This is a genomic window from Variovorax sp. J31P179 (assembly GCF_030316985.1).
GTDB classification, from domain to species: Bacteria; Pseudomonadota; Gammaproteobacteria; order Burkholderiales; family Burkholderiaceae_C; genus Variovorax; species Variovorax ginsengisoli_B.
Map to the genome: position 1 here is coordinate 752,660 of NZ_JASZYL010000001.1, position 19,644 is coordinate 772,303.

Below are 19,644 nucleotides of genomic sequence, written 5' to 3' on the forward strand. Positions count from 1 at the left end.
CCATCCACTGTCTTGGGGACACCGACCGCGGCCCGGGTGCAAGGGCCGGCGCCGGTCTCCATGCACGACCTCCTGAGCTTCGAACGGCTCCTGTCGGATCTGTCGGCGAGATTCATCGCCCTGTGCCCCGGCGAAATCGACGGTGCCATCCACGACAGCCTGGCGCGCATCGTCTCGACGCTCGGCATCGATCGATCCACCCTCAGTCGGGTCTTTCCCTTGAGCGGGCGGATGCAGGTCACCCATTCGTTCGCGGCGGAAGGCATCGGGCCCGCCATGACGAATGTGTCGGCGCGCGAATTCGCTCCCTGGTCTCTCGAAATGATGATGGCCAACAGGCCGGTCGTGTTCGAGCGTCTCGACGACCTTCCGCCCGATGCAACCGTCGACAAGGAAACCTTGCGCAGCATCGGCCTCAAATCGCACGTGACGATGCCGATCATCGTGGCGGGCGAATTGCATGGCGCGCTGAGCTTCGGTTGCGTGCGCGCGGAGCGCCGCTGGCCGGAAGATCTTCTGAATCGCATGCGGCTGCTGGCGAATGTCTTCGGCAGCGCCCTCGCACGCAAGCATGCGCAGGAGCAGCTCGACCATGCGATCGGTTTCGAGCGACTGGCCAGCAGCATCCTGGCGTCCCTGGTGCTGGCCGAGCCCGGGAAGTCGGAAGTCGCGATCGGAATCGGCTTGCGCGAGATCGGACAGTTCATGGAGGCCGAGCGCGTCGGCCTCTGGGATCGCGGATCCGGCGACCTCATGTTTCGCGCGGTCCAACGCTGGCATGCCGATGGCTTCGTGCCGCCTTCGACCCTGGGCGAACCAGCCGATCTTCCCTGGATCATGCATCGACTGGCGGCGGGAAACATCGTGCGCCTGGCTCGGGTGGGCGAACTGCCGCCCGAAGCCGACGGCGATCGCGCTGCACTGCAGGCCTCCGGGGTGCGCTCGCTGCTGGTGGTGCCGATCTCCGTGCCGGTCGGGGTCACGGGCGCCTTGGCCATCGCCAGCACGCAGCGCGCGCAGGAATGGCCGGAGGCGCTGATGCCCGGCGTCAGCCTGCTGGCCGAAGTGTTCGGCAGCCTGCATGCACGCGACACGGCCGAACGCCGCAAGCTTGCCGCGGAGGTCGAGGCGGCACATTGGCGTGAACGGCTGGCGCACCTCGTGCGGGTCCATACGGCGGGCGAAATGTCGGTCGCGCTGGCCCACGAGATCACCCAGCCGCTCGGCGCCATCGAGAACTATGCGCTGGCGGCACGCCGGCGCGCCGGCGAGTCCGCGCCCGACATGACGCGGGTGTCGGAACTCCTGGACAAGGTCATCGGGCAGGCCACGCGTGCCGGCGAGGTGGTGACACGCATGCGCGACATGGTGCAGCGGCACGAACTGGAACCGAAGCTGATCGACATCCATCGCGCCATCGCCGAATGCATCGGCATGGTGAAGATGGACTGCGACCTGCGCGACATCGAGATCCGCCTGTCGGAGGCGAGCCGGCTGCCGCCGGTCATCGTCGACGAGATTCATCTGCAGCAAGTGGTTCTCAATCTGCTGCGCAATGCGATGGATGCGATCGGGAGTGGCAGCGGCGAGCGCGCCATCGGCGTTTCCGTCACGCGCAACGAGGGCGACGAGATCCAGGTGGAGGTCGCGGACACCGGCATCGGCATCGCCAACGGCGATCTGGAGCGGATCTTCGAATCCTTCTACTCGACCAAGGCGAGTGGCCTGGGCGTTGGCCTGGCCATCTGCCGCAAGCTGATCGAGGCGCACGGCGGCAGGCTCTGGGCTTCGCATCGTGCCGGCGGCGGTGCCCTGTTCAGATTCACGATTCCGATCGCCGTCCAGGGCGATTGAAAAGTCATGGCCCCGCCCCAACGTCCCCATGGTTGACGCCATTATTGGAAAAATGGAGCATGTCTTCGCTTAATCTCACGACACCATGAAGATCGGCGACCTGAGCAATGCAACCGGTGTCGACGTCGGCACCATCCGCTTCTACGAACGGGCAGGCCTGCTGGCGGCGCCGGCGCGCCAGCCCAACGGCTACCGGGCCTACGGGCAGGCGCACCTGGAGGGCCTGTCCTTCGTGCGCCATTGCCGGGCGCTGGACATTCCCTTGAGCGACATCAAGAGGCTGCTGGATTTCGCGGCGACGCCACAGCAGGATTGCGCCGACATCAACCAGCTGGTCGACGAGCAGATCGAGCGCGTGCGCGCCCGACTGAAGAGCCTCAAGGCCTTGGAGAAGCAGCTGACCGTGCTGCGCGGTCGCTGCTCGCAGCCGCACGCCACCCAGGAGTGCGGCATTTTGAGCGAGCTGGTGTCGGCGGCGCACGGCGAGGCCTGTGTTTGTCACTCCTGCTGACTGAACTGCGCCGGGCGATCCATTCACTTCCCCGCCACCAGCAGCCCCAGCAGGACGACCGTGGCCACGCCCAGCAGCGCGGTGGCGCACTGCCAGAAGCGCACCGGATGCCGCTCGATCAGCGGCGAGCTCCGTGGCCGCAGGAACTCCGGTCCCGGGGCCTTCAGATCATGCGCGAACTCGGACACCGCCTGCTGGCGCCGGGCAGGGTCCGGGTGCAGCGCCTTCTGCAGCACCGCATCGACCCAGGCCGGCAGGTCGGGCCGGAAGTGGCGCAGCGGCACGTAGCGCAGGCGCTTCGCGTCGGCGGCCGACCGAAGGCGTGAAGCGTGCAGGCCGTACGGCAATTGCCTGGTCAGCATCTGGTAGACGATCACGGCCAGCGAGAACAGGTCGGAGCGGATGCTGCCGCCCTGGCCGATGAAGTACTCCGGCGCGGTGTACTGCAAGGTGCCGGCGATGGCGAGCGCGCGCCGGTCCCGAGAGCTGTCGGCCAGGCCCGCCACGTGCGTCGATGCCAGGTCGATGATCTTCACGGTGCCGGCGCGATCGATCATCACGTTCTCGGGCCGGAGGTCCTGGTGCAGCATCTCCTTGCCATGCAGCGCCTGCAGCCCCTTGGCCAGCTGCTCGACGATGCTGCGCACGCTGTCCAGCGAAGGCCTCTGATGGTCGACCATCCATTGCGCCAGCGTCTGGCCATCGACGTACTCCATGGCGACGAACAGGTGCCCGCGCACGCGCTCGATCGTGCCGGCCTTGACGACGTGGGGGCTGTCGACCCGCCGTGCCACCCATTCCTCGAGGACGAAGCGGTCCAGGTAGTCGGGGTCGTCGCGCAGGTCGACCGACGGAAGCTTGAGCACCACGGGGTGCCCGCGGGCGTCGTCCAGCGCCAGGTGCACGTGGCTGCGCGCACTGACCTGAAGCTCGCGCACCAGGGTGAAGCCCTCGAAGCGCGCCCGCGGGGCGAGCGCGGGCGGGATCGCCAGCGCCTGGCGCTGCGACTGCAGCTGCGCGGCGTCCGCCGCCGGGAGTTCGTCGATGCGCAGCAGCTGGACCGTGCGGTCGTCGCCGCCCCGCGCGTTCGACGCCAGCAGGCGGGCGGCTTCGTCGAGGTCGTGGCCGCAGCGGGCCAGTGCGTGGTGCACCGTCCGGGCGTCGAGGCCGGCCCAGGCGCCATCCGTGGCAAGCAGGTAGACCTCGCCGACTTCCGCTTCCCAGCAGCGGTAGTCGATCTCCACGCTGGGGCCCGCCCCCAGGGCGCGCGCCAGGTACGACTCGACCGACGACAGGTGGACCCGGTGGTCTTCCGTGAGCTGCTCCAGGGCTTGCGGATGCAGGCGGTAGATTCGCGCGTCGCCGACGTGCAGCAGGTGCACGTCGCGGCCCTTGAGGACCAGTGCGCTGAAGGTGCAGACGTAGCCGCTGTCCTTGTCGAAGCGGGCGTCGCTGCGCTGGGTCTGGGCATGCAGCCAGGCGTTGGTGGCGCCCAGCACCCGCTGGGCCGAGCGGCGCACCGACCATGCCTCGGAGGTGGCGTAGTAGTCGTCGAGGAAGCCGCGCACCGCCGCCGCGCTGGCGACCTGGCTGACGCGGCTGGAGCCGATCCCGTCGGCGATCGCGATCGCGATGCCCTTGGTCGTCCGCAGCGATCCTTCCGGCAGCATGGCGCCGTGGAAATCCTGGTTGACCGGCCCCGGCCCGGCCAGCGAATGCTGGCCGAGCGTCACGCGCAAGGCGCTGCCCATGAAGGCGCTGCGCTCAGCCCACGACCCGCTTCGGCGCCGTCTTGTAGTGGGTCGCGTACAGGGTCGCGCCGACGAAGGTCAGGCCGCCGACCAGGTTGCCCAGCACGGTCGGGATCTCGTTCCAGATCAGGTAGTCCATCAGCGTGAACTTGCCGCCCAGCAGCAGGCCGGTGGGAAACAGGAACATGTTGACGATCGAATGCTCGAAGCCCATGTAGAAGAAGACCATCACCGGCATCCACATGCCGATGGCCTTGCCGGACACCGTGGTCGACATCATGGCGGCGACCACCCCGGTCGACACCATCCAGTTGCACATCACGCCGCGGATGAACAAGGTCAGCATGCCGGCGGCGCCGTGCGCGGCATAGCCCAGGGTGCGGCCTTCGCCGATGTGGCCGAGCTTCTCGCCGACCGCATTGGGCGCCTCGCTGAAGCCGAAGGTGAAGATGATCGCCATGAAGACCGCGACCGTCAGCGCGCCGGCGAAGTTGCCGACGAACACCAGCCCCCAGTTGCGCAGGCAGCCGCGCCAGGTGGCGCCGGGGCGCTTGTCGAGCACGGCCAGCGGCACCAGCGTGAAGACGCCGGTCAGCAGGTCGAAGCCCATCAGGTACAGCATGATGAAGCCGACCGGGAACAGCATCGCGCCGACCAGCGCGTTGCCGGTGTTGACGGACACGGTCACGGCGAAGGCGGCCGCCAGCGCCAGGATGGCGCCGGCCATGTAGGCGCGGATCAGCGTGTCGCGGGTCGACATCAGTAGCTTGGATTCGCCGGCATCGACCATCTTGGTCACGAACTCGGCAGGGGCTAGGTAGGCCATGGGGATTCCTTGGAAATTGGAAAAGTCGTGAAGCTGCGAGGCGGCGGGGATCAGGCGAGCGCGACCAGCACGCGGCCTTCCTGCACGCGCACCGCATGGGCGCGCACCGAGTGCTCGGGCGCCTCGATGCATTCGCCGCTCTGCAGGTCGAAGTGGTTCTTGTAGAGCGGCGAGGCGACGACGATGCGTTCGCCGATGCTGCCCACCAGCCCGCGCGAGAGCACGCTGGCGCCCGCCTTCGGGTCGACGTTGTCGATGGCATAGAGCGCCTGCTGCCGGCCGACCCGGAAGATCGCGACATGCACGCCCTCGACGAGGGCGCAGACGCCGGTATCGGGCAGGATGTCGCCGTCGGCGCAGACGGCGGTCCAATGGCGTGATTCGTTGGTGGTCATATCGAAGGTCCTCAGTTGTTCAGGCGGTGGCGGCATCGGCATCGGCGCGTTCCTCGCCGCGGGCCGGCCGGATCTGGCCGCGTTCCTGCACGAAGACGATGTGCTCGTCCGGCTTCTCGCTGTTGACGAAGGAGCGGAAGCGCGCGCGCGTGACCGGGTCGTTCACCGCCGTCTTCCACTCGCACTGGTAGGTATCGACCACGTGCTGCATCTGCGCTTCGAGTTCGGCGCCGAGGCCCAGCGTGTCCTCGATCAGCACGCCCTTCAGGTAGTCGAGGCCGCCCTCCAGGTTGTCGCGCCAGGTGCTGGTGCGCTGCAGGCGGTCGGCGGTGCGGACGTAGAACATCAGGAAGCGGTCGATCAGCCGGACCAGCTCTTCCTTGCCCAGGTCGGAGGCGATCAGTTCGGCATGGCGCGGCTTCATGCCGCCGTTGCCGCAGACGTAGAGGTTCCAGCCGCGCTCGGTGGCGATGATGCCGACGTCCTTGCCCTGCGCCTCGGCGCATTCGCGGGTACAGCCCGAGACGCCGAACTTGATCTTGTGCGGTGCCCGCAGGCCCTTGTAGCGGTTCTCCAGCTCGACCGCCAGGCCCACGCTGTCGGCCACGCCGAAGCGGCACCAGGTCGAGCCGACGCAGCTCTTCACGGTGCGCAGCGACTTGCCGTAGGCATGGCCCGATTCGAAGCCGGCCGCGATCAGTTCCTCCCAGATCGGCGGCAGCTGCTCGACCCGGGCGCCGAACAGGTCGACCCGCTGCCCGCCGGTGATCTTGGTGTAGAGGCCGTACTTCTTCGCCACCTGGCCGACCGCGATCAGCCCTTCGGGCGTGACCTCGCCGCCGGGCATGCGCGGCACCACCGAGTAGCTGCCGTCCTTCTGGATGTTGCCGAGGAAGTAGTCATTGCTGTCCTGCAGTGGGGCCAGGTCCTTCTTGAGCACGAACTCGTTCCAGCACGACGCGAAGATGCTGGCGGCGGTGGGCTTGCAGACCGCGCAGCCCAGGCCCTTGCCATGCCTGGCCAGCAGGTCCTCGAAGCTGCGGATCTCGCCGACGCGGATCAGGTGATAGAGCTCCTGGCGCGAATAGGCGAAGTGCTCGCAGAGGTGGTTGTCGACCGCCAGCCCGCGCTTGGCCATCTCGGCCTTCATCACCTGCGTGACCAGCGGCACGCAGCCGCCGCAGGTGGCGCCGGCCTTGGTGCAGGCCTTGAGTTCGGCGGTGGTGCAGGCGCCTTCGGCGACGGCCGCGCAGATCTGTCCCTTGGTGACGCTGTTGCACGAGCAGATCTGGGCGCTGTCGGGCAGCGAGTCGACGCCCAGGCCGGGTTTGGCCTTGCCATCGCTCGAAGGCAGGATCAGGAATTCCGGGTCGGCGGGGAGCGTGATGCCGTTCAGCGCCATCTGCAGCAAGGTGCCGTACTCGGTGGCATCGCCGACCAGCACCGCGCCCAGCAGCTGCTTGCCGTCCTCGCTGACCACGATCTTCTTGTAGATCTGCTTGTGCTCGTTGACGTACTGGTAGGCACGCGACCTGGGCGTCTTGCCGTGGGCGTCGCCGATGCTGGCGACGTCGACGCCCATCAGCTTGAGCTTGGTGCTCATGTCGGCGCCGGTGAAGGCGGCGTCGTCCTGGCCGGCGATGTGCCGGGCGGCCACGCGGGCCATGTCGTAGCCCGGCGCGACCAGGCCGAAGGTCTGCTCGTTCCACGCGGCGCATTCGCCGATCGCGTAGACATTGCGGTCGCTGGTGCGGCAGTGGCTGTCGATCGCCACGCCGCCGCGCGGGCCGACCGCCAGCAGGCACTGGCGCGCGAGTTCGTCGCGCGGCCGGATGCCGGCCGAGAACACGATCATGTCGGTCTCCAGGTGGGTGCCGTCGGCGAACACCATGCGGTGGCGCGCGCTCGCGCCGTCGGTGATCTCGACCGTGTTGCGACCGGTGTGCACATGCAGGCCCAGGCCTTCGATGCTGCTGCGCAGCGCGCGTCCGCCGCCCTCGTCGACCTGGACCGCCATCAGCCGCGGCGAGAACTCGACGACATGGGTCTCGAGGCCCATGTCGCGCAGCGCCTTGGCGCATTCGAGGCCCAGCAGGCCGCCGCCCACGACCACGCCGGTCTTCGAGCGGGCGCCGCTGGCCTTCATGGCCTCGAGGTCCTCGATGGTGCGGTAGACGAAGCAGTGGGGGCGGTCGCGGCCCGGCACCGCCGGCACGAAGGGCGCCGAGCCGGTGGCCAGCACCAGCTTGTCGTAGTGCACCACTTCGCCGTCGGCCGTGGTGAGGGTGTTGTTGCGCCGCTCGATGGCCACGGCCCTGGCCGCCAGCTTCAGGCTGAAGCCGGTGCGCTCGAAGAACCCCGGCTCGACCAGGGACAGGTCCTCGGCGGTCTTGCCGGCGAAGAACTCGGACAGGTGCACCCGGTCGTAGGCCGGGCGAGGCTCCTCGCAGAGCACGGTGACCTGCGCCTGCGAGAGCCCGAGTTCGTGGAGTTGCTCGAGAAACTTGTGGCCCACCATGCCGTGGCCAATCACTGCGATTTTCATGTCGGATCCTGCACGCAACCGCCCCTGACGGGGTGCAGGCGACCATGACTGGCTGTAGCTCAGCCGATGGCAGCGGGCCCCCGCGTGGAACGGATGCGACTTGGGTTGGAACAGGCGAACCGGCGGCGTCGTTGCTTTCGGTTCACTCGGATCCCTCGCCATCGTTAGCGGAGGCACTGCAAAAATCCGCGACAACGGTGTCGGCGGAACAGCGAAGAAGTTCAAGCAACAACCGTGCCTGCGGTTTTTGCCCTCGCGGGGCGTGCTTCTGCGGGGAAAGCGCGCGTGATCGGACCTGGAAGCCGGGCACCGTGCGCCGATGTGGCGCAGCGCTCGCCTGTTTGGTGCGGAGGAGGTCGGTGGCGCGGGCTCCTGTACACTGACCGCCCATGTCGTGCCAATTCATCCCTGCCGCATCGAGCGCCGCCCTCATGGGCCGCATGATGTCGCCTGCCTTCACGCGGGCGAACGGGGCATTGGGTTCACGAATGATTACCACCATTACCACCGCGGCCACCTGAGCACGCGCAGGTGGCCGTTTCGGCAGCCACCTGGTGTTCTCGCTCTCCCCCGAACGAATCCGACCCAGCTCTGGCAGCTGGGTTTTTTGTTTGTTCGTCCGTCCGGAGATCTTCATGTACCGCGATCCAGTCCAGTCCTTCGAGTGTGAGTCCCGCAGCCGCCTTCCCGCGGCGACCCGTCCCCTGCGCGTCGGCATGATCGGCATCGGCACCGTGGGCTCGGGCACCTTCCGGGTGCTGGCGCGCAACCAGGCCGAGATCGCCGGGCGGGCGGGGCGAGGGATCGAGGTGGTGATCGTCGCGGCCCGCAACCTCGTGCGGGCCGCGGCCATCGTCGACGGCAAGGCCGCATTGACCGCCGACCCGCTGGAGGTCGCGACCCATCCCGATGTGGACGTCGTGGTGGAAGTGGCCGGCGGGACCCGGCAGGCGCGCGACTGGGTGCTGGCGGCCATCGCCCACGGCAAGCACGTGGTCACGGCCAACAAGGCGCTGCTCGCGGTGCATGGCGGCGAGATCTTCGCCGCCGCTCGGCAGCGCGGCGTCAGCGTGGCCTATGAAGCGGCCGTGGCCGTGAGCATCCCGATCATCAAGGCGCTGCGCGAGGGCCTGACGGCCAACCGGATCGAATGGGTGGCGGGCATCATCAACGGCACCACCAATTTCATCCTCAGCAAGATGCGTGACGAGGGCATCGACTTCGGCAGCGCGCTCGCGCAGGCGCAGGCGCTGGGCTACGCCGAGGCTGATCCGAGCTTCGACATCGAGGGTGTCGACGCCGCCCACAAGCTCACGCTGCTGGCCGCCAATGCCTTCGGCATGCCGCTGCGTTTCGCGGATGCGCAGGTCGAGGGCATCGCTGCCCTGCAGGCGCAGGACGTGGCCGGCGCGGAGCAACTGGGCTATCGGGTGAAGCTGCTGGGGATCGCGCGGCGCCGGGCGGATGGCGTGGAACTGCGCGTGCAGCCGGCGCTGGTGCCCGCTGCGCACCTGATGGCGCAGGTCGATGGGTCGATGAACGCAATCATGGTCAAGGCCGATGCGGCGGGACTCACGATGTACTACGGCGCGGGCGCCGGATCGGAGCAGACCGCATCGGCCGTGATCGCCGACCTGGTCGACGTGGCGCGGCTGGACGGCACCCATGCGGCGCAGCGCGTGCCGCACCTGGGTTTTCATGCCCATGCGATGACGGCGCTGCCGGTGCTGCCGCGCGCAGCCGTGTGCAGCGCGCACTACCTGCGGGTGCCGCTGCAGGCCGCATCGCAGGTCGAGGCGGTGGGGGCCTTGCTGGCGGCGCGGGGCGTGCCCGTGCGCCGGTTGCTGCTGGCCAGCGCGCGGGCAGGCCATGGCCCGCAGGCGCTGGTGTTGACGGATGCGGCGGCGCAGGGGGCGGTGGACCTGGCGGTGCGTGTGCTGCAGGGGCATCCGTCGGTGGCTGGCGCGATCGTCGGGCTGCGGGTGGAGGCACTGGGCCACTGATTCAGCGTTGCTGCGATGCGGACTGCGCCCTTCATTCGGAAACGCTGCACCCGAACCGCCCCGTGAACCACCGCGACAACGCGCTCAGCGAAGCGAACCCGAGCAGGCTCGCCACTTCCGACAGAGGCCGGTCGCGGGTCGCCACATACCGCTCATGGCCACGGGCGCGGGCATCCACGGGAGTGGCGTCCTGCCCCCGAAGGAGATCGAACTGCTGAGCATTGCGTTCGATGCGTCCTACACGCACATGCATGCGCCTGACACGCGACGGCATATCGAGGAGCTGGCACGGCACTCGGTGCAGAACGCCGCCTGAAGGGGTCGAGCAGGTTCGCCGCCCGGGCCGGCCCCGGCGGCCGAGAGCGCTTCTCGATTGCGCCCATCTTCAACGGACTCGCAACGCCGGTTGAGGTTCAAGTGGGGCCGCCCGTTGGTCGATTCAATCATCGCCGAGCTCTTCACTGGCGGCCAGGTCGAGATGCCGGTCGATGAAGTTCATCGCCGTCGCGCCATCGAAGTCGTGCCGGGCGACGTACTCCCTGAACTGGAAGCGATCGGCGACGCCCAGGCGCTCGTAGACATGCCCGACCTCCGGCGCTGCCCTCCGTGCGCCCTCGATCGGGAACAGCTGGTCCTGATTGCCGGCGTTGATGAGGAGCGGCCTCGGCGCCACCAGCGCGGCGACCGATGGGTCGCGCCACAGCGCGAGTGAATCCTGGAAGCGCCAGTCCAGGAAGCCGCTCGGCTCGGAGGAGTCCAGCACCGCTTCGCGGTCATTGAAATAGGCGGAAACCACCGCCACGCGGATGCGCGGCTCGAGGGCGGTTGTGTAGAGCGTGTAGAAGCCTCCATACGAATGGCCCATCATGGCGACCCGTTCGGGATCGATGTCCGGACGCTTCAAGAGCGCATCGAGGGCCCGCACCGTCTTCGCGATCTCGATGGCCGGGAGCGAGGTGCCCGCCTGCCAGGCCCGGACCGTCAGCCGATCACGGAACTCGCCGCCGTCCTGGTCGTAGTGCACGTAGACCGGCTGCCAGACCGCGTAGCCACGCTTCAGCGCATGCCAGGCGAGATCGCGGCGCGATTTTTCGACGCCCACCAAAGTGCCATCCGCCGTCTCGGCGGGCATCCCGCCCCGGCCATGCGCTGTGATCACCAGCGGCAGCTTCTCGTGCGCGCCCGCGGCCTTGGGCCGCAGGTACACGCCGGTCGCGTAGACGCCGGGCATGACAGGAATCTTCAGTTCGCGGTAGCTTGCGAATTCGTCTTCACCGATGACGGTTTCAACCACGGCTTCGGTTCCCGGCTTGTCGAAGCCCGGCGGCGGATAGCGCAGGCTCTTTCGCAGCCGCTCGCGCGCAGCTGCGGGGCTGGCTGCGACCGCCATCGCGTCAGGCGCCGCGCGGTGCAGGGCGCGAAGATAGCTGGCGATCTCTGCGCCTTGCGCCAGGTTCCGGCCGACCTCGGCTTCGCGCTGCCGGCGCAGGGTCGGCGCGCCGGTCGCCGCGGTCGCCATGTCGCAAAGCCGGCCGGCCGCGACCCAGGCGAAGTCGTAGACAGGGCGGGCGAAATAGGACAAGGCCAGGAGAAGCAGGACGAGAGGAATCAGGAAGCGTTTACGCATGGGATCCGGACGAGGGAGACGTAAACAAATGTAAACGTAGCTTTCGATTTGTTTCTTGATGAGTCTCAAGGGTTTACGCCTAGGTGCGCCACAGTCCCTCAACGGCTTCTGCGAGCCGGTGAGCAGCTGTTGCGAGGCTTGCCCCAGGTCCCGGCCAGCCGGCACCCGCGGGCCGGCAGGGCCACGACTACTCGCCGTCGATCGTGGTCGCGCGGTGGGCGTTCAGCGCCTCGAAGATCGGGGAATCGCTGAACCGGAAGAGGTCGAGGCAGGCACTAGCGGGGTCGCACTGGGCGCTGAAGGGCGCCCATGACGGCACGACGAACATGTCGCCGCGCTTCACCGACCAGACGCGCTCAGCGACCTTCACCGTGCCGCTGCCCTCGAACACCTGGAACACCGAAGAGCCGACTTCCTGGCGCTTCAACGTGCTGGAAGCGGACTTGATGCGGTGCATTTCCGTCCGGATGGTCGGCAGCACATCACGGCCGGTGCTCGGATTGGTGAAGCGCACCGCCGCATGGCCGGGGCTCACGGTGCCGGCGTGGCCCTCGGCCTCGAGCGCGAGCTGATCGGCCAGTGCCCGATCGGTGTCCACCCAACGATAGGCCAGAAGCGGCGTGGTGCTCGGCGACTCGGGCTGCGACAGGGGGCGCAGTCCGGGATGGCCCCAGAGGCGCTCGGAGCGCGACCGATCCGGCGTTCCCATCTCGGTGCTGGCGACCCGCTCGCGTCCGAACTCGAAGAACTGGGACTCCGTGAGGTAGGAGAACGGAATGTCGAGGCCGTCGATCCACGCCATCGGCGCGGTGGCTGCGTTGTGATGCGAATGCCAGTTCCACCCGGCCTGCGGCAGGAAGTCGCCGCGCGACATGCGCACGGGGTCGCCGTTGACCACGGTCCAGACGCCTTCGCCTTCGACGACGAACCGGAACGCATGCTGCGTATGGCGATGCTCGGGCGCGTTCTCGCCCGGCATCAGGTACTGGATGGCGGCCCACAGGGTCGGCGTCGCGAAGGGGCGGCCACCCAGCCCGGGATTGGCCAGCGCGATGGCACGCCGCTCGCCGCCGCGGCCCACGGGCACGATGCGCCCGGCCTCACCGGCGAGTTCCAGCAGCCGGTCCCAGCGCCAGAGGTGCGGCATCGCCTTGCTGCGCGGATGCTTCGGCATCAGGTCGCCGATCTCGGTCCAGAGCGGCACGAGGAGCTCGGCCTCGAAGCCGCGATAGAGCGCTTCCAGCGCCGGGGTTGGGTCAGGCTGACCCGGCCCGGCGACGGCCTGTAGGCGAACGGGAGAAGGGGCGGTGTCGTCGGTCATGGGGACCCCGGATCTTATTCGGCCGGACCGATGTCGAGAACGATCTCTCCGGCGCCAGCCACGCTGCCGTCGATGCGGTCGCCAGGCTGCAAGGGGCCCACGCCTTCGGGCGTCCCCGTGAAGATCAGGTCGCCCGGCTGGAGATGGTAGAACTTCGACAGGTCCTCGATGAGTTCCGGAATATTCCAGATCAGCTTGTCGAGGTCGGAGGTCTGGCGTGGCTGGCCGTTGACGCGCAGCGTGAGCGCGCCGGTCTCGAGCACCTTGCCCGGCATCGGCACGATCTCGGACACGACGGAAGATTGCTCCACATCCTTGCCGAGGTCCCACGGCCGGCCCTTGTCGCGCGCGACCAGTTGCAGGTCGCGGCGCGTCATGTCGAGGCCGCAGGCATAGCCGTAGATGAGCTTGGAAGCGTCTTCACGTTTGACGCGGAAGCCCGGCGTCCCGATGGCCACCACCAGTTCCATTTCGTGGTGGTAATTCTTCGTCTCGGGCGGGTAGGCCACGGTCGCGCCGGACTCCACCAGCGTCGACGGGCTCTTCGTGAAATAGAACGGGACTTCGACCGACTTGTCGACCGGGCGTCCCATTTCGACCGCGTGCGCGTGATAGTTGCGGCCGACGAAGAACAGGCGGTTGACGGGAAGGCGCTCGGCCTTGCCGCGCACCGCCAGCGACGGGATGGCGGGAGGCGTCCAGAGATAGGTCGGGGTCATGTCTTTGTTCAAAAAGAAGGAGGTGAAGCTAGAGCTTGGCGAGCGCTACCTGGAGGTCGGCGAGTTGCTCCGGATCGACAGGGGTGCGGCGCTCGATCAGGCGCCGCGCGAACCGCAGCTCGCGCGCGGAGTTCGGGCCCAATGCCGCCACCACGTGGTCGCCATCGAGAAAGAACATCACGAAGGCATTCGAGTCCGGGTCGCCCCGGACGACAACCTGATGCTGCGGGGCGGGCATGCCGTAGATCTGCAGATTGACGTCGAACTGGTCGGACCAGAACCACGGCAATGGCTGGTGCGTGACATCGGTTCCGAGTGCGGAGCGGGCGGCGGCAATGCCCTGCTCCTGCGCGTTCTGCCAGGACTCCAGCCGCATGCGCCGGCCGGCCCATTCGCTGTGCCAGACGGCGACGTCGCCGGCGGCGAGGATGTCGGGGTTCGATGACCGGCAATGCGCATCGACGCAGACGCCGCCGTCGCACGCCAGTCCGGCTTCGCGCGCGAGTTCGTCGTTGGCGATCAGGCCCACGCCGACGAGCACGGTGTCGCATCCGATCTCGCGTCCGTCGCTCAGGCTGGCGCTCAATCCGTTCGCCGACTCTGCCAGTCGCTCGACGCCGGCACCGAGCTCGATCCGCACGCCATGGGAGGTGTGCAGGCGCTGCAGGTAGCTGGAGATCCCGGGCGGAACGGTCCGTTCGCAGAGCCGGCTCATGGCCTCCACGACCGTGACTTCCATGCCTTTCTTGCGGGCCGTGGCCGCCACTTCGAGGCCGATCCATCCGCCGCCGATGACCAGCAGGCGACGGCCGGCGACCAACGCCGCACCCAGCGATGCCGCATCCTGGAGGTTTCGCAGCGTGTGAACGCCTGGCAGGTCGGCGCCCGGAATGGTCAGGCGGCGGGCACGCCCGCCGGTGCAAAGAATGAGCTTGTCGTAGCCGACGGACTCGCCGTCGGCGAGTCGTACCTGCTTGGCCGCCGGGTCGATGGCCGCCGCCGTTGCGTTCGGTCGCCAGTCGACCCCGAGGGCATCGAAGGCCTCCGGCTTCTGCAGGTAGGCCGTGTCGGCGTGGGCATCACCCGAAAGGATCGCCTTCGACAGCGGCGGACGCTCGTACGGCCGATGGGGTTCGTCGCCGATCAGCACGACCCGGCCCTTGAAGCCCTCGGCGCGCAAGGTCTGCGCCGCCCAGCCGCCAGCCTGGCCGCCGCCCACGATGACAATCGTCTCGGTGCGCATGGCCGCGAATCAGGCGAGCGACAGGAACACGCGGCCCGCCTCGATCTTCACCGGATAGGAGCGGATCGCTTCGGTCAGGGGTGCGCACATGGGGACGCCGTTCCGGACGTCGAATCTTCCCTGGTGCAGGGGGCACTCGATCTCGTGGCCCTCCAGGAAGCCCTCGCAAAGGCGCGCGTGGCCATGCGTGCAGATGTTGTCGGTCGCGTAGATCTCGCCCTCGACGTTGTAGAGCGCGATGTCGCGGCCATCGACGTTGACGCCGATCACGTCGTCCGTGGGCACCCTGTCCAGAGGCACGGCGTCGGTCCATTGGGAATCGCTCATGACTGTCCTCAAAGCGGGTAGATGATCGAGTTGGGAATCATCTCGCTGTCGTAGATGACCTGCCGGGATGCGAACTTCAGTCCTTGCTCGGTGCGCACGACCGTGTCGATGTAGCGGCCGACGCTGAAGACCGACGACAGCTCGGACAGCTTGGTGCGGAAGACCGCGTAGTTGGCCTCGCATTCGAAGCGGTCCGCCTCGGCCTTCAGGATGACCGGTGCACCCACCACATGACGCTGGTAGTAGGGATCATGGAACAGCGTCTCGCGGATGCCGTAGACGCGGTCCTTCAGCATGCCCTTGCTCTCGAACGAGAGGGTGGCGAGCGGAAAGCCGCGTTCGTAGTTCTCGCGCGGCTGCAGCCGGTAGCTGCATTCCTCGGTGAAGAATTCGGGCCAGAGTTCCCACTGGCCGGAGCTCACGGCGCTGGCGTAGCTGGCGTAGAGCTGGTTCAGGTCGAAGTAGTCCTGGAAGTTCATGTCAAGCCTCCATGACCTTGCGCCAGTACTCGTACATGCCGCGGATCAGCGTCTCCGTCACCATGTGGTCGGTGTCGCCGACCTCGCGGCCGCCGAGTTCCGCCAGCGTTCGATGGAAGGGCTTCTGCTCGAAGCCCTTCTGGGACAGTTCGATGACTTCGCCATCGTCGGCCGACACGAAGCCGGCCGGGCCGAACAGGTTGGCCTGGCGCAGCCGGCGCTGCGTCATCTCCGCATCGTCGTCCTCGAAGCCGAAATGCGTCCAGACGAAATCGAAGGCCCCCGGGCCGCTCGGCTGGATGTGCCGCGTCGACACGCTGTTGACCTGCTGCTGGAAGATCACGCTGGGGAACAGCGTCATCATGACCGCCGTCGGACCACCCCACCAGGGCTCGGGCACGATGTCGAGAAAGCGAGGGTCGTTGAGCTGCATGCTCTCCTTGAAGCTCGACACCTGCGTGACCTGGTCGGCCTTGCCGCTCGCGCCCCGGGTCGAGATCATCGCCGCGTGGCGGTGATGGCGGTCCATGCGGAGTTCGGACTTGTTGTCCGCGCGCCAGAGGCCGAAGGTGACAAACCAGGTGTGGAGCAGGCCCGGGTGGTAGGGGTCCTTGATGTTCTCCTGCATCAGCTTCCAGTTGCCCGGGATGCGCTGCCGGTTGTAGCCGAGGATGGTCAGCTTGCGGCCGCTGAACAGGCGATCGAAGTAGCCGAGGATCTCCGGTCCCATGAAGTCTTCGAGCGATTCGACGTCAGCGTCGAACGAGGCGAACACCACGCCGCCGCGGCTGGCGACTTTGAGCTTGTTGAGTCCATGGTCGGCGGGCTTGAAGTCGGCAGGCATCCCGCCGTTGACCTTGCCATCCTGCTTGACGCCGCGGCGGAAGGGAACGCCCTGCAGATCCCCGGTGAGCGAGTAGTTCCACTGGTGGTAGGGGCAGGTGAAGCCCGAAGCCTTGCGATTGCCGTGGCGCTCACGGCAGAACTGCATGCCCCGGTGCGCGCAGACGTTCTCGACCACGCTGATGGAATTCTCGGCGTCGCGGACCATGATGACCGAGCGCTCGCCGACCACGGTGCGCTTGAAGTCGCCGACCTCCGGAATCTCCGCCTCGAGGCCGACGTAGCACCAATGGCCCTTGTAGAAGAGGCGCTCGAGCTCGCGCTTGTGCTGGTCGGCCTCGGTGTAGGCCATGAAGGGAATCCGGTTGGTTCCCTTGTCTTCCCAGTGGATCTTCTGGGGAAACACTGCGGCTGTGGTGTCATCCATGTTTGTCTCCTGTGAGGCCGTGCGGGACGACCTGCGTATCGCGGGCAGGGCAATCATCGGCCGTTCGATCACATCGTTCAATAGAATATGGGCAATAGGCCATATTGATTCTGCGAATGGAAGGGCGGCATGGAACTCAAGGACATCGACCTGAACCTGCTGGTCGTCTTCCAGCAGCTGCTGATCGATAGACGGGTTTCTAAGGTGGCCGAGAGCCTCGGGCTGTCGCAGCCCGGGGTGAGCAACGCCCTGGCCCGATTGCGGAAGCTGACGGGGGACCCGCTGTTCCTCCGGACGCCCAAGGGCATGGAACCCACCCCCTTCGCCGAGCAGCTCGCCGAGCCGACGGAACGGGCGCTGTCGGTCATCCACCTGGCGATCAACCAGCGCGCGACCTTCGATCCTGCGACCTCCACGCGGGCCTTCAGGGTCGGGATGACCGACATCGGCGAGATCTACTTCCTGCCCAAGCTGATGAAGGAGCTCAAGCGCCTCGCACCCCACGTGTCACTGAGCACGGTGCGCAGCGCCACGGTGAACCTGCAGGACGAGATGGAGGCGGGCCATGTCAGCCTGGCGATGGGCCTGCTGCCGCAACTCAAGGCCGGCTATTTCCAGCGCCGGTTGTTCAAGCAGGAGTACGTGTGCATGTTCCGGCGCGGCCATCCGCTGGACAAGCGATCGATCTCGCTGGCGGAATTTTCGGCCGCCGAGCATGTCGTCGTGATCTCGGAAGGCACCGGCCATGGCAAGGCCGACGAGTTCATGACCCGCAGGAAGGTGGCTCGAAGAGTGGTGCTCACCGTCCCGCACTACGTCGCGGTCGGCCACATCCTGCACGACTCCGACCTGGTGGCGACAGTGCCCGAGCGGTTGGCGCAAGCGCTGGCGGAACCTTTCGATTTGTCCTACGTCCGTCATCCGGCCAAGCTGCCGGAAATCGCAATCAACCTGTTCTGGCACGAGCGCTACAACAAGGATCCCGCCGTCGCCTGGCTGCGTTCGCTGATCGTCCGCCTGCACGGGGAAGGCGCGGCCGATTGAGGCGGTCCGGTTCTGTTCAGGCGGCACTTGATCGCGCCGCAGCTGCACGGAACTGGTGCGCCGATGGCGCGTGGGGCGTCCACGTACGTGCCAGTGCGTGGGCGCACGGATGGGCGAAGCCCGACCTGCAGCCTAGCATCGGATCGGTTCCGGTGCGAAGGCGCCCGGCTGCCGGCCTGGGGCACGCATGAGCCCGCCACATCGATCAGCCACCGAGGAAAAGTCATGAAGTCCCTTCTGATCATCGCGCTGCTCGGCATTGCCGGCTGCGCCAACTACCAGCCCCCGCCGATCTTCGCGGGTTTCATGTCGCCGCAGGTCTCGCGCACCAGCTGCATCGATGCGGTCTCGCGCGAGCGCAAGGTGCCCAAGGAGGACGTGAAGCCGCTCTACGACTCGCAGACCATGCAGGAGGGCTTCTACGTCGTCACGCTGAGCATCGGCGCCGGCCAGCGCAACATCAACTGCACGGTGAACGAGAACGGCGTCGTCTCCGACGTGATCAACGCGCGCTGAACGCCAGCGACGACGCTGCGCCGCGGCGGCCGCAGCCGCCACCGCCTGGAAAACGGAGGCCCGCCATGTCCCATCAACTGATCGTCCTGCCGGACGATACCGCCAAGCCGATACTCGACGCCATCAACGGCGCCCGGACTGCGCTCAACATCCGCATGTTCCTGTTCACCGACGACACGCTGCTGGCCGCGGTGATCGCCGCCAAGCAGCGCGGCGTCAAGGTGCGCGTGATGCTGAACCCGGCACGGCGAACCGGCGAGACCGAGAACGAGGCCGCGCGCAAGGCGCTCGTCGATGCGGGCATCGAGGTGCGCGACAGCAATCCCAAGTTCGACCTCACGCACCAGAAGTCGATGGTCATCGACGACCAGCTCGGCTTCGTGGAATCGCTGAACTGGGAACCCAAGGATCTGACCGAGACGCGCGACTACGCGGTCCTCACCACGCACGAACTGGAGACCCGCGAGATGGTCGACTGCTTCGACGCCGACTGGTCGCAACAAGACTTCACGCCGCACCCCGACTCGCGCCTGATCTGGTGCCCCGACAACGGCCGGCCGCGGGTGGCCGCCTTCATCGACGGCGCCAAGCATTCGCTGTGGGTGCAGAACGAGCGCTACCAGGACACAGTGATCATCGAACGCCTGGTGCGCGCCGCGACCCGCGGCGTCGACATTCACATCCTCACCAAGCCGCCGCATTCCCTCAAGGCCGAAAAGCTGATCGAGGGCGTCGGCGGCCTGCGAATACTGCAGGACGTCGGTGCCAAGGTGCACACCATGAAGCACCTCAAGCTGCACGCCAAGATGATGCTGGCCGACGGCAAGCGCGCCATCGTGGGCTCGATCAACCTGGCGCCGGGCAGCTTCGACGGCCGGCGCGAGCTGGCGATCGAGACCGACCACGAAGCCACCGTGCAGCGGCTGGCGCAGACCGCAGAGCGCGACTGGGCCTCTTCGCACAAGATCGACCTGAGTGACGCGGGCCTGCTGCACGACTTGGAGAAGCGGCAGCTCGATCCCAGCCACCTGGTGCTCGACGGCAGCGGCGACGCCGTCGAGCAGCCGGCGACGACGGCCAGGAAGCACCACGAGGTCAAGGGGAAGCACTGATCCTTTTCAGCGCCGCGCACCACGTACGTGGGCATACGTGGCCGCCCGGCTGGTCTTACCGCGTCGCCGCTTCCAGAATCGATCGCCGCGCCAACGAAGGA

19 protein-coding genes are annotated in these 19,644 nt (G+C 67.4%); 7 read left to right on the top strand and 12 right to left on the bottom strand.

The genetic code is table 11. The features are described from left to right. Positions 1–60 precede the first annotated feature (60 nt). Together QTI17_RS03615 and QTI17_RS03620 are read left to right on the top strand one after the other, a co-directional pair. Positions 61–1,854: an ATP-binding protein gene (locus QTI17_RS03615; protein WP_286531045.1), complete on the top strand. Its 1,794-nt coding sequence runs from the start codon at positions 61–63 to the stop codon at positions 1,852–1,854. Positions 1,855–1,939: 85 nt separating this feature from the next. Beyond that, a complete protein-coding gene (locus tag QTI17_RS03620; RefSeq protein ID WP_286531046.1) occupies positions 1,940–2,365 on the top strand; it encodes a Cd(II)/Pb(II)-responsive transcriptional regulator in 426 nt (141 codons plus the stop codon). A gap of 23 nt (positions 2,366–2,388) precedes the next feature. Here the strand turns inward: QTI17_RS03620 and QTI17_RS03625 are convergent, their stop codons facing one another. The 5 genes from QTI17_RS03625 to QTI17_RS03645 form a co-directional block, all read right to left on the bottom strand. After that, positions 2,389–4,116, bottom strand: a complete 1,728-nt coding sequence (locus tag QTI17_RS03625; protein WP_286531047.1) for a bifunctional protein-serine/threonine kinase/phosphatase — start codon at positions 4,114–4,116, stop codon at positions 2,389–2,391. A 13-nt stretch (positions 4,117–4,129) separates the two neighbouring features. Beyond that, a complete protein-coding gene (locus QTI17_RS03630; RefSeq protein ID WP_286531049.1) occupies positions 4,130–4,942 on the bottom strand; it encodes a formate/nitrite transporter family protein in 813 nt (270 codons plus the stop codon). A 50-nt stretch (positions 4,943–4,992) separates the two neighbouring features. Continuing rightward, positions 4,993–5,337 (bottom strand): nitrite reductase small subunit NirD, encoded by a 345-nt coding sequence (gene nirD, locus QTI17_RS03635; protein ID WP_286520365.1) that lies wholly within the window; start codon positions 5,335–5,337, stop codon positions 4,993–4,995. Positions 5,338–5,356: 19 nt separating this feature from the next. Further along, the gene (gene nirB, locus QTI17_RS03640) at positions 5,357–7,882 is read right to left on the bottom strand and encodes a nitrite reductase large subunit NirB (RefSeq protein ID WP_286531051.1); all 2,526 of its coding nucleotides are present in this window, start codon (positions 7,880–7,882) and stop codon (positions 5,357–5,359) included. A gap of 142 nt (positions 7,883–8,024) precedes the next feature. Beyond that, positions 8,025–8,519, bottom strand: a complete 495-nt coding sequence (locus QTI17_RS03645; protein ID WP_286531052.1) for a hypothetical protein — start codon at positions 8,517–8,519, stop codon at positions 8,025–8,027. Between QTI17_RS03645 and QTI17_RS03650 the strand changes: the two genes are divergently transcribed. Next, positions 8,518–9,885, top strand: a complete 1,368-nt coding sequence (locus QTI17_RS03650) for a homoserine dehydrogenase (RefSeq protein WP_286531054.1) — start codon at positions 8,518–8,520, stop codon at positions 9,883–9,885. The genes QTI17_RS03645 and QTI17_RS03650 overlap by 2 nt on opposite strands. Positions 9,886–10,039: 154 nt before the next feature. Beyond that, positions 10,040–10,201 (top strand): hypothetical protein, encoded by a 162-nt coding sequence (locus QTI17_RS03660; protein WP_286531332.1) that lies wholly within the window; start codon positions 10,040–10,042, stop codon positions 10,199–10,201. Positions 10,202–10,324: 123 nt separating this feature from the next. On the opposite strand, the gene QTI17_RS03665 is transcribed toward QTI17_RS03660, so the two are convergent. The 7 genes from QTI17_RS03665 to QTI17_RS03695 all read right to left on the bottom strand — a co-directional run bounded on the left by QTI17_RS03665 (position 10,325) and on the right by QTI17_RS03695 (position 16,871). Beyond that, positions 10,325–11,581, bottom strand: coding sequence for an alpha/beta hydrolase family protein (locus QTI17_RS03665; protein ID WP_286531055.1), 1,257 nt, complete (start codon positions 11,579–11,581; stop codon positions 10,325–10,327). Between the two features lie 118 nt (positions 11,582–11,699). Beyond that, a complete protein-coding gene (locus QTI17_RS03670) occupies positions 11,700–12,833 on the bottom strand; it encodes a cupin domain-containing protein (RefSeq protein ID WP_286531057.1) in 1,134 nt (377 codons plus the stop codon). Between the two features lie 14 nt (positions 12,834–12,847). Further along, positions 12,848–13,552: a fumarylacetoacetate hydrolase family protein gene (locus QTI17_RS03675; RefSeq protein WP_286531059.1), complete on the bottom strand. Its 705-nt coding sequence runs from the start codon at positions 13,550–13,552 to the stop codon at positions 12,848–12,850. Positions 13,553–13,580: 28 nt separating this feature from the next. Then, positions 13,581–14,795: an NAD(P)/FAD-dependent oxidoreductase gene (locus QTI17_RS03680; RefSeq protein WP_286531062.1), complete on the bottom strand. Its 1,215-nt coding sequence runs from the start codon at positions 14,793–14,795 to the stop codon at positions 13,581–13,583. 9 nt (positions 14,796–14,804) lie between these two features. Continuing rightward, positions 14,805–15,122, bottom strand: coding sequence for a non-heme iron oxygenase ferredoxin subunit (locus tag QTI17_RS03685; RefSeq protein WP_286531071.1), 318 nt, complete (start codon positions 15,120–15,122; stop codon positions 14,805–14,807). Positions 15,123–15,130: 8 nt separating this feature from the next. Continuing rightward, entirely contained in the window at positions 15,131–15,601 is a 471-nt protein-coding gene (locus QTI17_RS03690; protein ID WP_286531072.1) for an aromatic-ring-hydroxylating dioxygenase subunit beta, read from the bottom strand. 1 nt (position 15,602) lies between these two features. Continuing rightward, positions 15,603–16,871 (bottom strand): aromatic ring-hydroxylating dioxygenase subunit alpha, encoded by a 1,269-nt coding sequence (locus QTI17_RS03695; protein ID WP_286531074.1) that lies wholly within the window; start codon positions 16,869–16,871, stop codon positions 15,603–15,605. Between the two features lie 129 nt (positions 16,872–17,000). Here QTI17_RS03695 and QTI17_RS03700 point away from each other — a divergent pair, with 129 nt between their 5' ends. From QTI17_RS03700 to QTI17_RS03710, 3 genes are all read left to right on the top strand, one after another. Next, a complete protein-coding gene (locus tag QTI17_RS03700; protein ID WP_286531075.1) occupies positions 17,001–17,915 on the top strand; it encodes a LysR family transcriptional regulator in 915 nt (304 codons plus the stop codon). A gap of 225 nt (positions 17,916–18,140) precedes the next feature. Further along, the gene (locus QTI17_RS03705) at positions 18,141–18,431 is read left to right on the top strand and encodes a hypothetical protein (protein ID WP_286531076.1); all 291 of its coding nucleotides are present in this window, start codon (positions 18,141–18,143) and stop codon (positions 18,429–18,431) included. A gap of 65 nt (positions 18,432–18,496) precedes the next feature. Next, the gene (locus QTI17_RS03710; protein ID WP_286531077.1) at positions 18,497–19,543 is read left to right on the top strand and encodes a phospholipase D-like domain-containing protein; all 1,047 of its coding nucleotides are present in this window, start codon (positions 18,497–18,499) and stop codon (positions 19,541–19,543) included. Positions 19,544–19,644: the final 101 nt, after the last annotated feature.

Bases quoted from the DNA above. Each gene is read 5' to 3' on its own strand.
- QTI17_RS03670 (WP_286531057.1), bottom strand. From the start codon at position 12,833: ATGACCGACGACACCGCCCCTTCTCCCGTTCGCCTACAGGCCGTCGCC.
- QTI17_RS03705 (WP_286531076.1), top strand. From the start codon at position 18,141: ATGAAGTCCCTTCTGATCATCGCGCTGCTCGGCATTGCCGGCTGCGCC.
- QTI17_RS03660 (WP_286531332.1), top strand. From the start codon at position 10,040: ATGGCCACGGGCGCGGGCATCCACGGGAGTGGCGTCCTGCCCCCGAAG.
- QTI17_RS03630 (WP_286531049.1), bottom strand. From the start codon at position 4,942: ATGGCCTACCTAGCCCCTGCCGAGTTCGTGACCAAGATGGTCGATGCC.
- QTI17_RS03620 (WP_286531046.1), top strand. From the start codon at position 1,940: ATGAAGATCGGCGACCTGAGCAATGCAACCGGTGTCGACGTCGGCACC.
- QTI17_RS03680 (WP_286531062.1), bottom strand. From the start codon at position 14,795: ATGCGCACCGAGACGATTGTCATCGTGGGCGGCGGCCAGGCTGGCGGC.
- QTI17_RS03695 (WP_286531074.1), bottom strand. From the start codon at position 16,871: ATGGATGACACCACAGCCGCAGTGTTTCCCCAGAAGATCCACTGGGAA.
- nirD (WP_286520365.1), bottom strand. From the start codon at position 5,337: ATGACCACCAACGAATCACGCCATTGGACCGCCGTCTGCGCCGACGGC.
- QTI17_RS03700 (WP_286531075.1), top strand. From the start codon at position 17,001: ATGGAACTCAAGGACATCGACCTGAACCTGCTGGTCGTCTTCCAGCAG.
- QTI17_RS03690 (WP_286531072.1), bottom strand. From the start codon at position 15,601: ATGAACTTCCAGGACTACTTCGACCTGAACCAGCTCTACGCCAGCTAC.
- QTI17_RS03625 (WP_286531047.1), bottom strand. From the start codon at position 4,116: ATGGGCAGCGCCTTGCGCGTGACGCTCGGCCAGCATTCGCTGGCCGGG.
- QTI17_RS03650 (WP_286531054.1), top strand. From the start codon at position 8,518: ATGTACCGCGATCCAGTCCAGTCCTTCGAGTGTGAGTCCCGCAGCCGC.
- QTI17_RS03675 (WP_286531059.1), bottom strand. From the start codon at position 13,552: ATGACCCCGACCTATCTCTGGACGCCTCCCGCCATCCCGTCGCTGGCG.
- QTI17_RS03615 (WP_286531045.1), top strand. From the start codon at position 61: ATGCACGACCTCCTGAGCTTCGAACGGCTCCTGTCGGATCTGTCGGCG.
- nirB (WP_286531051.1), bottom strand. From the start codon at position 7,882: ATGAAAATCGCAGTGATTGGCCACGGCATGGTGGGCCACAAGTTTCTC.
- QTI17_RS03645 (WP_286531052.1), bottom strand. From the start codon at position 8,519: ATGAAGATCTCCGGACGGACGAACAAACAAAAAACCCAGCTGCCAGAG.
- QTI17_RS03710 (WP_286531077.1), top strand. From the start codon at position 18,497: ATGTCCCATCAACTGATCGTCCTGCCGGACGATACCGCCAAGCCGATA.
- QTI17_RS03685 (WP_286531071.1), bottom strand. From the start codon at position 15,122: ATGAGCGATTCCCAATGGACCGACGCCGTGCCTCTGGACAGGGTGCCC.